The 13561-nt window shown below is 64.2% G+C and carries 8 protein-coding genes; 1 reads left to right on the top strand and 7 read right to left on the bottom strand.

From position 1 onward, the window contains the following. Nucleotides 1–81: 81 nt before the first annotated feature. From B0W55_RS25685 to B0W55_RS25675, 3 genes are read right to left on the bottom strand one after another with little or no spacing between them, the layout of a single operon-like run. Nucleotides 82–1155 carry a lipocalin-like domain-containing protein gene (locus B0W55_RS25685; protein WP_077048720.1) on the bottom strand — a complete coding sequence of 358 codons (1074 nt, stop codon included), beginning with the start codon at nucleotides 1153–1155 and terminating at the stop codon, nucleotides 82–84. Next, on the bottom strand, nucleotides 1145–3616 hold the full coding sequence (locus tag B0W55_RS25680; protein ID WP_077048719.1) for an FtsX-like permease family protein: 2472 nt from the start codon (nucleotides 3614–3616) through the stop codon (nucleotides 1145–1147). Before B0W55_RS25680 ends, B0W55_RS25685 begins: the two co-directional genes overlap by 11 nt. A 1-nt stretch (nucleotide 3617) precedes the next feature. Beyond that, a complete protein-coding gene (locus B0W55_RS25675; protein ID WP_077048718.1) occupies nucleotides 3618–4286 on the bottom strand; it encodes an ABC transporter ATP-binding protein in 669 nt (222 codons plus the stop codon). A gap of 137 nt (nucleotides 4287–4423) precedes the next feature. On the opposite strand from B0W55_RS25675, the gene B0W55_RS25670 reads away from it, so the two are divergent. Continuing rightward, the gene (locus tag B0W55_RS25670) at nucleotides 4424–6409 is read left to right on the top strand and encodes an alkyl/aryl-sulfatase (protein WP_077048717.1); all 1986 of its coding nucleotides are present in this window, start codon (nucleotides 4424–4426) and stop codon (nucleotides 6407–6409) included. A 216-nt stretch (nucleotides 6410–6625) separates the two neighbouring features. On the opposite strand, the gene B0W55_RS25665 is transcribed toward B0W55_RS25670, so the two are convergent. The 4 genes from B0W55_RS25665 to B0W55_RS25645 all read right to left on the bottom strand — a co-directional run bounded on the left by B0W55_RS25665 (nucleotide 6626) and on the right by B0W55_RS25645 (nucleotide 12691). Beyond that, the gene (locus B0W55_RS25665; RefSeq protein WP_077048716.1) at nucleotides 6626–8011 is read right to left on the bottom strand and encodes a DUF1254 domain-containing protein; all 1386 of its coding nucleotides are present in this window, start codon (nucleotides 8009–8011) and stop codon (nucleotides 6626–6628) included. Further along, nucleotides 8008–9357, bottom strand: coding sequence for a DUF1254 domain-containing protein (locus tag B0W55_RS25660; protein ID WP_077048715.1), 1350 nt, complete (start codon nucleotides 9355–9357; stop codon nucleotides 8008–8010). Before B0W55_RS25660 ends, B0W55_RS25665 begins: the two co-directional genes overlap by 4 nt. A 158-nt stretch (nucleotides 9358–9515) precedes the next feature. Then, nucleotides 9516–10853: a DUF1329 domain-containing protein gene (locus B0W55_RS25650; RefSeq protein ID WP_077048713.1), complete on the bottom strand. Its 1338-nt coding sequence runs from the start codon at nucleotides 10851–10853 to the stop codon at nucleotides 9516–9518. A gap of 11 nt (nucleotides 10854–10864) precedes the next feature. Further along, on the bottom strand, nucleotides 10865–12691 hold the full coding sequence (locus B0W55_RS25645) for a DUF1302 domain-containing protein (RefSeq protein ID WP_077048712.1): 1827 nt from the start codon (nucleotides 12689–12691) through the stop codon (nucleotides 10865–10867). Nucleotides 12692–13561: the final 870 nt, after the last annotated feature.

Raw genomic sequence — 13561 nt, 5'->3', positions numbered from 1 at the left:
TCCGTTGACTCAAACACCGCCATCGCGGGCAAGCCTCGCGCCTACACGGGGGGGAAGGGCATATTCGGCAGGTGTGGTGGGCTAATACCCGGTCATTTCCAGGTAACCCTGGCCGCCATGGCTGCCGCTCAACTGAACCGGGCCTTCCCAATAGGGAATGCGCAAATCCATCCAGGCGTCGGGGTTGAGGGCGTTGATGACGATGTCCAGGCGTTTGCCCGGGATCTGGATCGCCCAACGCACCGGCATCGAACGCCCGGCCACCCGGGCCGTGTCCTGGGGCGTCAGGCGTATGTCGTCGCCCTGCAATAACTGCGTCCTACCCTGAGCGTCGATCCAGGTCCCGGTCAGGTAAGGCGCCCCCTCCTTGCGCCGCATCCGATACAGCATCACCTGCTCGCCACTGTCCAGGTGCAGGGAAAACCAGTCCCAACCGGTCTGATCGGCCGTCAGCGGCTGACTGCTCCATTCGCGGTCGAGCCACGCCGGGCCGCTGACCTGATAACGCTGGCCATCGATTTCCAGGCTGCCGCTGGCCTGGAAAAACGGCTGGCTGTAGTAATACGACGCCTGGCCCTGCTCGGATTTCTGACTGAAACCCTTGTCCCCCTGCAGCACCAGCGGCCCCTTCGACGTCAGTCGCAGTTGGTAGCTGAACGCCTTGTCGCGAGCACTCAATTGAAGATCGGCCAGCGGGTCGTCTGCACTCGCCTGACTGCCAAACCGCCAGTCGTCGATCCACGCATCGAACGGCATCGCACTCACCCCGGCCTGACCGACGCCGCCCCGGGCATAGCGCTCGGCGGCATGATGGGCCGTCGCCGACGTCACGGCGGCGTGGCCCAGCCACAGCGTCTGGTTTTCCCATCCCGCCACCTCGGGCGTGGCTTTCAAGGCGCTGCGAAACAGCGTCCACTGCACGCCGAACGCCTCGCCCCTGTCATCCTTGAGGTTGGCGGTGACGTACCACCATTCGATGCGAAAACCCTCGTGGGGGCCGTGATCCGCCGGAAAGCTGAACGCCCGACCGGGCACCACCGCTGTGAACGTCGCCGCCTGATTGCCCAGCCCGGCGAAGCCTTTTTCCTCGGTCGCCGGTTGATCGCAGCCACCGAGCACCAGCGCCAACACCATTACCGCAAGCCTAATCCTCATGGGCAAAGGTCCTCAGCAGATCGGCCGGTTGCGTGCGATACAACGAATACAGCGGCCACGCCGACGCCAGCAAGGTCGCTACCAACGCCAGCCCCATCAACTGCAGCAACTGCCATGGAAACACCCGCAACGGCAAGCGCCAACCGAAAGCCTGGACGTTGATCACCGTGTCAAGGCACCAGGCCAGGGCGATGCCCAACGGCAGCGCCAGCACCAGCGTCAACACCGCCAACAGCCAGGTCTGGCCGAGATTGAGCAGCATCAGTTGCCGCCGGGTCACACCCAACGCCCACAGCGGCGCCAGTTGACCCAGGCGGCTCTGGCTCTGGGTCAGCAAGCTGATGAACAGCGCCACCCCCGCCACACAGAGCGTCAGGCTGTTCAGCGCGGCGGTGGCGGCGAAGGTGCGTTCGAAGACTTGGGTCGACCACCCCTTGAGCCGCGCCTGATCGACGATGCGGCTGTCTTCCAGGGCGAAGCGGGCCTGTAGCGCGGTGACGAAAGGCGCAATCAACGCCGGCTCGATCCGCAGGTTGAAACGATTGGGCGCCAGTTGCGGCCAGCCGCGCAGCAAGTGGTTGACGTTGACCAGCATGTGGCCCTTCGGATTGCCGTAATCGGCATAGATCCCGACGATGCGCGGTGACCACGGCCCGCCAGGCGTGGCAATGGTCAGGTGATCGCCCAAGCGCACGTTCAGGCGCCGGGCCAGTTGCTCGCTGAGCATCATTGCGTCGTCCGTGACCAGGCGATCCCAGGGCCGCTCACCCATGGCTTCGAGCAGCGGCCAATGCTGACGGTAAGTCGGATGGTCGATCACACCGAAGACATCCGTCGGCCAGCCCTGCAACTGGATCGACACCTGCCAGTTGGGCAACACCGCCGTGGGCTGCGGCTGCTGAGCAAGCCAGGCGTGCATCTCCCGGGCCTGGGCCGGGTTCTGCGGATTGAGATAAAGCTCGGCAGTCAGGCGCTGCTCGAGCCAGTCGTTGAACGTCTGGCGAAAGCCGGCGGTCATGCTGCCGGCGCCGATGTTGGCGGCCAGGGCCAACAGCAGCGCCATCAACGCCAGGCTCAGGGCCGGCAGTTGCTGACGGCAATCGGCGATGAACCACTGACCGAGCACCGTACGACTGCGCCCCAGCAAGCCGTTGAGTACGGCATTGAGCACCACCGGCAAGGCCAGGGCGGCGCCGAGCAACAGTGCCGCCATCAACACGAAACCGCTGGCCAGGCTGTCCCCGCGCCACAGCGCCAGCAACGCGATCGCCAAGGCCAGCGCCGCCACCCAACCCTGACGCCGCAACCAGCGCGCGTGGGCCTGATGCCAGGCCTGCGGATCGGCCAGGGCCAGCAACGGCAAGCGCGCCGCCCGCCACAGGCTGTTGGCCCCGGCGAGCAATGCGCCGAGCAAGCCCAGGCCGACGCCGCCGAGCCACCACAGCGGGCTCAGGCTCAACTGCCCTGCCACCTCAGCGCCGTACAGACCGCGCAGGCTGGCGGCGACGTCCGGCAGCAGCACGCTGGCCAGCAGGTAGCCACTGACCACACCGGCCACGCCACCGACCAGCGCCAACGCCGCCAGCTCGACCGCCAGACAGCCGATCAACATCCGCGCACTGACGCCGCACGCCCGCAACGTTCGCAGCAGACCTCGACGCTGTTCCAGCGCCAACCCGATGGCGGCATGCACGATAAACAAGCCGACCACGAACGACAGAAACCCCAGGGCATCGAGGTTCAGATGGAAGCTTTCAGTCAGGCGCGCCAGGTTGTTTTCTTCACCGCTGCTCTTGAACTGAAGCTGGCCACTGAGCGAATCGGGCAACGGCGCGGTGAAATCCTTGGGCAGCAGCAGGCGGGAAAGCTGATCCGGCAAATCGAGCAATTGCTGGGCAAAACCGATGTCCACCAGCAACACGCCGGGCGCCATGTCCGCCTGCGCGCGCAACGGCGGCAACGCCTGGCCGTTCAACGCCAGCGGCCGCTCGCCTTCCTTCAGCCCCAGAGCCTGCAAGGTCTGCGGCGAAATCCAGGTGCTGCCCGGCGGGGTGAAGAACTCGACCACTTGCTCGATGGCCATCGCCTGCCCCGCCACCACGCCGCCGGCCGGCAACGACACCGGCTCGATGCCCATCAGTTGCAGACGCTGATCTTCATGGTCCTTGAGGATCAACCGGCCCTGCAGCACCGGCGACACCGGCCAACCGGCCCGACGCAGCTCGATGAACCATTGCTGGGCGAAGGTGGCCCCGGTCACCGCGCTGAGGCTGGCCTGGGGTTCGCCGCCGATCAACTGGCTGGCCCGGGCATAGCTGTCCCGCGCCTGACTGTTGAGCGCCTGCACGCCGATCAGCAGGCTGGTGGCCAGCCAGAGCCCGGTCAGCACGCTGAAAAACTGCACCGGATGCTGACGCCAATGACTGAACAGCGCGCGCAGGGTCTGGCGAAAAACAGGCATCTCAGCGCCCGTCCACAGCCGCCAGGCGACCACCGTGCAGCACCACTTTTTCCGCCAGCCGCGCCGCGACGCTGGGGCTGTGGGTGACCATCAGCAACGTGGTGGGGCTGTCATCGAGCAGTTCCAGCAACAGCTTGAGCACCTCGTCGCTGGTGGCCTCATCGAGGCTGCCGGTGGGTTCGTCGGCCAGCAGCAGTGGCGGCCGCGAGGCCAGGGCCCGACCCAGCGCCACCCGTTGCTGCTGACCACCGGAAAGCTGCTCCGGATAGCGCTGCAGCACATCCGCCAGCCCCAGGCGCTGCACCAGGTGCGCCTGCCAACGCGGATCATGCCGCCCGGCCAGCCGTGCCTGAAACGCCAGGTTGTCTTCCACCCGCAGACTGCCGATGAGGTTGAACTGCTGGAACACCAGGCCGATTTCCGTGCGCCGCCAATGGGCCAGTTGCCCTTCGCTCATCTGCTCCAGCCGATGTTCGCCACTGCGGATGCTACCGCGATCGACCTTGTCCAGCCCGGCGATCAAGTGCAGCAAGGTGCTCTTGCCACTGCCCGACTCACCCATCAGCGCCAGGCTGCTGCCGGGCCTGAGGCTCAGGTCGACGCCTTGCAACACCGGCAGGGAGCCCTGGGGAGTGGCGTAGCTTTTGAAGACGTCCTGGACTTCAAGCATGGGAAAACCCGTTCGATAGGCGTGGGCCAAGGATAGCGGCCCTGAATGGTTTTTGTCCGTCGGCGATTGCGCCTGCATCCGGCCCGCCCCCTACCCTCGAGACTGGTCTAGCCATAACGATAAAAAACGGAGACTCCATGCCACGTTTCGCCTTAAGCCCTCGGGGCCTGCTCGCTTGCCTGATCACTGCCTGCCTGGCGCAATCGGTGGTTGCCGCCGACGCGCCGGCCTACATCAGTGCCGATGCCAGCGCCCAGACGATCGCCAGTAACACTGCGGTCCTGCAACACCTGCCTTTCAGCGACCGCACTGACTACGAGTCGGTCAGCAAGGGCCTGATCGCACCGTTCAAGGGTCAGGTCAAGGACGCCAGCGGCAAAGTCATCTGGGACATCCAGGCCTATGACTTTCTCGCCACGGACCCGGCCCCGGCGTCGGTCAACCCGAGCCTCTGGCGCCTGGCCCAGCTCAACGCCCACGCCGGCCTGTTCGAAGTCAGCCCGAGGATCTATCAGGTGCGCGGCCTGGACATCGCCAACATGACCATCATCGAAGGCGACGACGGGCTGATCATCATCGACCCGCTGACCATGAGCGAAACCGCCAAAGCGGCGCTGGACCTGTACTACCGCAACCGCCCGAAAAAACCGGTGGTGGCGGTGATCTACAGCCACACCCACGTCGACCATTTCGGCGGCGTGCGCGGGGTGATCGACGAGGCTGATGTCAAGGCCGGCAAAGTCAAGGTGTTCGCCCCGGCCGGGTTCATGGAACACGTGATGAGCGAGAACGTGTTCGCCGGCAATGCCATGAGCCGCCGCGCGCAGTACCAGTTCGGCAGCCTGCTGTTTCGTGGCGAGAAAGGCCAGGTCGACGCCGGGCTGGGCAAGAGCACGCCCAGCGGCGGCACCATCACCCTGATCCCGCCCACCGACCTGATCGACAAGGAGCTGGAGACCCGCACAATTGTCGGTCTGGACGTGGAGTTCCAGCTCACCCCGGGCACCGAAGCGCCGGCAGAAATGAACCTGTACCTGCCGCAACTGCGGGCGCTGTGCATGGCCGAGAACGCCACGCAGATGATGCACAACCTCCTCACGCCACGTGGTGCGCAAGTGCGTGACGCCAAGGCTTGGTCGCAGTACCTGGACAACAGCCTGGCGCGCTACGGCGACAAGAGCGACGTGCTGTTCGCCCAGCACAACTGGCCGACCTGGGGTGGCGAGCGGATTCGCACCTTCCTGGCCGACCAGCGCGACATGTACGCCTTCATCAACGACCGCACCCTGCACTTGCTCAACCAAGGCATGACGCCGCTGGAAGTCGCCGACGCGATCAAGGCATTGCCGGGCGCGCTGGATCAGAAGTGGTATACCCGGGGTTACTACGGCTCGCTGAGTTTCAACGTGCGCGCGGTGTACCAGCGTTACCTGGGGTTCTATGACGGCAACCCGGCCAACCTCAATCCGCTGCCGCCGGTCGAGACCGCCCTGCGTACCGTGGAGGCCATGGGCGGTGGTGCCGCGGTGCTTGAGAAAATGCGTGCGGCCATGGCCAAGGGTGACTATCGCTGGGCGGCGCAACTGGGCAACCAATTGCTGTTCGCCGAGCCGGACAACAACGACGGTCGCAAGGCCCAGGCCGAGGCCCTCGAACAGTTGGGCTACCAGAGCGAGAACGCCACCTGGCGCAACATGTACCTGACCGGCGCGACGGAACTGCGCAACGGCGTGCCGCCCCATGCCGGCAGCAGCGTTTCGGTGGACATGGTGCGGGCGATGAGCCCGGAGATGTTCTTCGACTACCTGGCGATCCGTCTGGACAGCGAAAAAGCCGTCGGCCATGACCTGACGCTGAACTGGACGTTCGAGGACCAGAACAAGGACTTCAACCTGACCCTGCGCAACGGCGTCCTGACCCACCGCGCCGGTCTCAACCCGTCGGCGGATGCCAGCGTCACCCTGAGCAAGGCGACCCTGGAACAGATCAGCCTCAAGCAACTGGACTTCCCCACCGCCCTGCAGAAAGGCCTGGTCAAGCTACAGGGCAACGGCAAGAAACTCGGCGAACTGATGGCCAGCCTCGACACCTTTGCCCCGCAGTTCAACATCGTTACCCCATAAAACAGCCTTCGCGCACAAGCCCGCTGAGCACTGCAGTTCACCCTGTGGGAGCGGGCTTGCTCGCGAAGGCGGTGTATCCGGCGACGATGAGGTTGAATGTGCCGGCCTCTTCGCGAGCAAGCCCGCTCCCACATTGGGTCGGGGTCGTACACAAATGCTGTGCAAGACACTGATCCCCTGTGGGAGCGGGCTTGCTCGCGAAGGCGGTGGTGGGGATTACGCGGAAATCACTTCAACCACCGGCATCTGCCACCGCTGTTCGATCACTTGCCGTTGTGGCCCGTACAGCCGCAGGACCAGGGTGAAGGGGCCGTTCGCAGGGGTCGGCAGCCAGTTGCTTTGCAGATCCGGCGCCGCAGCCTGCATGAACAACGACAACCCACCATCGGCATCCTGCTGCAACCGGTCGCGACTGCTCAGGCAATAGCGATCGATCGCGTTGGCCACCAGTTGCCGGTCGGGCAAATCGTAGAGCGTCAACGACCAGAATTCGCTGGCCGGTGGCAGTTGCCCCGGCGCGAAGCGCAGGCGGTAACGCTGCCCGCCCTGCAGGGGTTGTCCTTTATTGTCCAAACGCGTACCGGTGTAGAACGCTTCCTCGACACTGTTGCCATAGATACCCACATGGGCCGCCACCGCTCGGTTGAGGTAATTGCCGTGCATCGCTTCACGGCTGCCGAACAGGCCGAGGGTGGTCCGCACCTGGCCCACTGCCGTTTTCAACTGCGCCTGGGCGTCCTGGATGCCGGCGAGCAAGGCCTGTCGTTTATCCGCCGGTAAGGCCGCTGCATCGAACCCCTGCCCCGGCACGATGCCGATTCGTGCGAACCGCTCACGCAGGGCGCGTTCGGAGGGCTGCGTCGGGCACAGGGCAAGGATCTGATTGAGCACCGGAATAAAGTCCAACCCCAACCCGGTCTTGGCGTCCCACGTCGGCCAGGCAATCGCCGGTGCCGCGACCGGCGCCGCACGGCCGAGGTACTCATGCAAACCGCGCAAGCGATATTGCTGCTGCAACGCGCGCACCGCCGGCAAGTCATCGGCGTTCTTGAGCCCGGTGCGGCCGAGGATCATGACGATCTCGGTTTCACTGCGCAGCACCGCCTTGATCCCGGCCGGCGTCGGCCCTTGCCAGTCAGGCCCGACGACCAGGTAATCCCCCGCTTCGCGACCGGTACTCAGCACGCCGACGTAGGCAAAGTTATGGGTGTACTGATCCACCAGTTGATGTACGTAGTAACGATCGTCCGCCACTGCCGGCACGCTCAGTACCTGGGGCTCGCTGCGCAGGTCGAGCCAGGCCCAGGAGTACGGCGTGTCGTTGTTCGGTGTGACGATTTCGCGGTTGTTCGGGGTGTACAACTCGCTGTAGTGACGAAAGCGATTGAAGCCACCGACGTACTCCGGTGCCGCCGGGTTGAGCACCTGCTTTTCCAGGGTCTGGTAGTGCATGAGCATCGGGTAGGCGTAAATCCACGCTTCTTGGGCAATCGCGCGCAGGTCATCGGAATCGACGGCCAGCAACCAGCGTGGAAACATCAGGCTCCCTCCCAGCACACCCATGCTGCCCAGCACGCGGCGGCGACTGAAAATCAGGTTCATGGTTCGATCCTCGCAAGGGTGGGCAACTGATAACTGCCATCCAGCGCGCCGGCCTTGGGCAGGTACAAACGCAGCAGCAGGTTGAACGGGCCTTCCGGTGTCGGCAGCCAGTTGCCTTGCTGCGCCGCTTCCGGTGCGCGGCCTTGCAGGATCAAGGTCAGGCCGCCGTCGGCGTCGTACTGCAAGTCGGGGCTGCGATCACCCAGGGCATAACGCTGGATCGGGTTGGCGCTGAGCAATTGGGTCTTGCCGTCATACAGGGTCAGCGACCAGAAGGCATTCACCGGCGGCAATTGCCCGGCGGGGAAATGCAGGCGATAGCGGTGGCGGCCATCGAGCACTTGCCCCTGAGCATCGTGCAGCGCCATCGGGTACACCGCTTCCACCGCATCGTTGGCGTAGATGTAGCGCCAGGCGACTGCGGCGCGGGTCAGGTCGTCGTCACCGAATTTACCGACATTGGTGGGCGATTTGAACCAGCCTTGCTGCTCGATCGAGACCCGACTGGATGCGACGCGCACCTGTTCGCGACCGGCTTCGGCACCCTCGGCAATCGCCTCGCTCAGCGCGGCGGGCGGCTCGAACGGTGCCCCCGGTTTTATGCCGATGGCGGCAAAACGGGCGAGCTTCGCTTGTTCGCTGGCGGTCCATCGATGCAACGGCGCCAAGGCATTGAAGTTGCTGAACAGCACCTGTGCCGTACCTTGTTTGGTGTCGACGTAGGCTGGCAATTGCAGCGACGGCAGCACCTGGGCCGGCGCCGCGCCCGTTATTCTGGACAGCGGCAACAAGGCATACCCGGTCATCACTTGCGCCGCCGCTTTCTGATCCGTCTCGCCTTTGACCTCGGTGCGCCCGAGCAGGAACACCAGGCGGCTCGGCGAACGGATCACGGCGCTGAAACCTGCCGGCACTTCACCCTGCCAGTCCGGCCCGGCGATCAGGTAACGCCCGGCCTGAGTACCCGTGGCGCGGGTGCCGATGTAGTCAAGGTTGTCGGTGCGCATGTCCACCAATTGAAAGCTGTAGTAGCGGTCCAGGATGGCCGGCACGTCCAGCACCTGCGGCTCGCCGCGCAGGTCGAGCAAGGCGCGGGAGTAGAAGGTGTCGTTGTTCGGCGACACCACCTTGTTGTCCTGGGGACCGAGCAATCGCGGCTCGCTGTAGAGTCGGTTGAAAGGCAGTTTGGCGGCGATGGCGCTGAGCACCTTGTCGTGCTCGGCGGTGGCGTAGGCGAAGACGTAGGCCTCTTGCGCCAGGGCCTTGGCCTGCGGTTGATCGAGGGGGGTGGCGTGGACAGTGCCCAGGCTTGCGCCCAGGGCCAGTGCGGATATCCAGTAGCGCACGGTAAATCTCCTGTGTGGAATCGACAGATCACCGCAGATCCCTGTGGGAGCGGGCTTGCTCGCGAAAGCGGTGTATCAGTCGACTGCAATGCTGCCTGACACAACGCTTTCGCGAGCAAGCCCGCTCCCACAGGGGCCTGCGGTATGGATGCGAAGGGTTACTTGGCCCAGCGCCGCAGGTCCGACGGGGTGTAGTCGTCGGTCTTGGCGGCGAAGCCGACGCGCATCGGTTCGGTCTCTTCGTTGGCCAGGCCACCGGCGTAATAGCGGCCGGAAATCAGGTCATAGGAGGTTTCCAGCACGTTGTAGGTGAAGCCATGGTCGTACTGCTGGATCGCGTGCAGTTCACCGCTGCGCCACAGTTCGCCACGGCTGTCGTACTGGTCCGACTGGGCGATCTGCCAACTGTCTTCGTCGACGTAGAAACGACGCTTGGCGTAGATGTGCCGCGCACCCGGCTTGAGCGTGGCTTCCACCACCCACACCCGATGCTTCTCGTACCGGGCCAGGTCCTGGTTGACGTGGTTGGGCTTGATCACATCGTCGTACTTGATGTCGCGGCTGCCGATCCTGTAGCTGTTGTAGGGGATGTACAGCTCCTGCTTGCCCACCAGTTTCCAGTCGAAACGGTCCGGCGCGCCGTTGTAGCCGTCGATGTTGTCGGCGGTGATCAGGCCGTTGCTGTAACGGGCGCTGTTGTCGTAGGCGATCATCGGCGCGCGGCGCACGCGGCGCTGGCCCGGCAGGTATTGCCAGGCCGAACGCGGCTCGGCGACCTGGTCGATCGGCTCGTGCACCAGCACCGCTTCGCCCGACAGACGCGCCGGTTCCAGCACCCGGCTCTTGAACATGAACAACACATTGGAGCCCGCTTCGAGACCACCCACGGTGTCGGCGAAGTTGATCAGTGACTGGTTGCGCACATAACTGGTGGCGCCGTTTTCACGCACCAGTGCGGCGCTGCTGATGCGCTCGTAGCTGCCGCCGCGATAACGGGTCATGTGGTTCCACATCACCTCCAGGCCTTCGGTGGGCAACGGAAACGGTATGCCCCGGGCGTAGTCGTGCAAGCCGTTGCCGCCGTCGGCCATGCTGGTCTTGGCGACGTTGTCGCGGCTCTGCGCCAACACGTCCTTGGGCAGATTGGCACTGCGGTGGGTGGGGTAGATGTTCATCTTGTAGGTGTCGGGGAAGCGCTTGAACAGGGCGACTTGACCGGGGCTGAGAAACTTTTCGTACTGCGCGACGTTCTTCGCGGTGATGGTGAACAAGGGTTTTTCCGCAGCATAGGGATCGCTGTAGCCGCCCTTGCTGTCGACGGTGCCGGCGTTGCTCGCCAGGCCACCGGTCCAGGCCGGAATGCTGCCGTCGGCATTGGCTGCCATTTCCGAGCCCATGGGGGTCAGGTTCTTGCCCAGGGCCGCCGAATCGGTGCCTTTGGCTTGAGCCAGGCCGACGGTGCAGGCCAGGGCCAGTACGCACAATTGCATACGCATAATGGTTCTCCTTAGAAGTCTGCCTTGAAGCTGACGGATGCGAAATCGCGATCGTCGAGGGTGCTGTAGTCGTTGGAACCGAAGAAGGCGTTGTAGGCCAGTTCCACGCTGTAGTCGTTCATGTAGACGCCGGTCAGGCTCAGGCCCAGGGCCTGCTGGCCTTCCTGGAACGGCCCTTGCGGATCGTAGGAATAGCCCTCGACGTCATGCCGCCAGTTGACCGCCGGAATCAGGTTGATGCCGGGCAGCACGTCGCTGTATTCCAGGCTGGCGCGCAGGCGATAACCCCAGGACCAGTCGGTGGCGAAACCCTTGTCGGTGCAGTACTGGTTGGTGACGCCCGAGGCCACGGTGTTGCACGGCGTGCCGTTGCGCGTCGAACTGCGGCCGAACGCGGCGTTGCGGCCAAGGCGTTCGTCGCCGATGTCGTCGATGTGCACCGCGCCGGCCTCGCCGAACAGACTCAGGCGGGTGGCGCCCAGCACGTTGTCGAAAGCCTGAGTGGCCGAGGCGGTCGCCTGCCACACACCCTTGCGTTCCCAGCCGTCGAAGCGGTCGCCACGGTTGATGTTGAACCCTGCCGGCAGCTCGACCCAGGAACTGCCCGCCGCGCCGGTGATCACCGCCACGTTGATGTCCGGAGCGTTGATCGCCACCGGCATGTTCGGCCGGTAGCTCAGCTCGCCGGCCAGGGAAATCCCGCTGACCGGTTCCACGCCGTTGAGGCTGATGCCGTACAGACGAATGTTTTCCGGAAACGCCGCCGCGTAGCTCGGCGCCTGAATGCCGCCGGGGAAGGTGCCGGGGATCGAGGTGTTCTTCGCATCGAGGGTGAAGTACGGCAGGCGCGAGTGGTAGTTGATGAAATAGATCGCCGCTTCCGCGTCGTTCAACGCCGGGATCATCTGCCGAAGCGCGAAGCCGAACTGGCCGTTGTCGGAAGGCGATTCATTGCCCCGCGTCGTCGCGTACAACCCGGCGGCCTGCATCTGCTGGTCGGTCAGCGTCTGGCTCAGGTACAGCGGCCCGCACCCTTTCTGGATCGCATCGCTGGCCGCGAAAAACGTGCCGCAACCGTCGAGCACACTGGGGCGCCAGTTGTACTGGTAGAAGCCTTCGAGGTTGGTGGTGTCGGTCAGGCCGAGGCTGAAGGAGACCATCTCCACCGGCAACTGGCCTTCCTTGATTTCCACACCGGGGCGGTTGAACGCCGAAACGTCCAGCGGGTTGATCACGTTGATGCCGTTCTGGATCAACAGCGACTCACCCCAGGACAACACCTGGTTGCCGACCTTGACGTTCAACGGATGATCGGCCACCTGGAAGTCTTTCCAGACATAGGCATCGAGCATCTCGAAACCCTTGAACTTGGCCAGGTCGTCCCAACCCGAATCATCGAAATCCTTGAAGCGCGCCTTACGGGTTTCGTAGGCGTGGTCGTACCAGTATTTGAAGCGAACGAACGCCCCCTGGCCCTGCCCATCGAGACTGAAATCGGTGAGGCCCTTGAACACCTGGGAAATGGGATCGCCCTTCTCGAAATTCAGCCGGTTGTCGTCGGCGCTGACGCTGGTGCCATTGGCATTCACGCCCTGCGCCTGCAAGGCATTGGCGCGGGTCATCAGGCTCTTGTCAGGGTTCTGCGTCGACCAACTGCTGCCCAGGCTCAGCGTGGTCTTGGTCGACAGGCTCCAGTCCTCATTGAGGTCGAAAGTAGTGGCGGACGAAGGTCCCGCAAGCACCGCCAACATCGCCAATGCGAGGGGATGCGGACGGGTGTGGCCAGGCCGGACAAGTCGTGGACGGACTGCGGCGGTGGCCGGGCTTTTTCTTATCATTATTAGGCTCCGGTCAGGTGTGCTCTGCCTGATCACGGTGCCTGAGGGTCAAAGAAGACACGCAAGCGATGGGCGACAAAAAATGATCATCGGGGGTTGTCGATCCGCAGGCGCTGGGTAAACCCCGCAGGTTGCGTGCACAACACAGAATTTATGAACACCACCACCCCCTGTAGGAGCCGAGCTTGCTCGCGATGCACTGGAGAACACCGCGTGGCATCAGGCACCCAGCGTCATCGTTGACCACCATCGCGAGCAAGCTCGCTCCTACAGGGACCTGCGCTGACCCAATAGGCCACAGGAAATCCGAGTACATCCGCGAGAGACTGGTCGGCTATCAGGCCGCCTTCGCGAGCAAGCCCGCTCCCACAGAGGGTTTGGGTACATCCGCGAGAGATTGGTCGGCTGTCAGGCCGCCATCGCTGGCAGGCCAGCTCCCACAATGCTCTGCTCCGGTACAGAGGAACGCATATCCACCACAGCCAGGTCGGCTATCAGGCCGCCTCGGATGGCTTTTGATTTTGCTCTGCCCGCCCCTTTCGGGAGGCTGAGTGGAGGTGTTCATCCGGGGACTGGCGCGCAGCGCCGTGCGGCGCAGCCGCACACATTGCATGTAGGTGCAGCGAAGCAAACCGGAGGGCAATGCCCCCGGATGAATGCCGGAGTGAAGGAACGCCGAGCCTTAGCGAGGGGCCGGACGCTTGGGGCGAGCCTTTGCTTCCTTTGGGCTGGGCCGGCACTCCGGCGTTTGCCAAAGGGAGTCGGCCGTCAGGGCGAAACCATCAGCCGCCGTTACCTCAGCAATGGATATGTACTCAATCAGCCAGAGCCACGTCGGCTATCAGGCCGCCATCGCTGGCAGGCCAGCTC

The organism is Pseudomonas sp. KK4, from assembly GCF_001984065.1.
Lineage (GTDB): Bacteria > Pseudomonadota > Gammaproteobacteria > Pseudomonadales > Pseudomonadaceae > Aquipseudomonas.
This window is presented reverse-complemented; position numbering and strand designations above follow the sequence as displayed.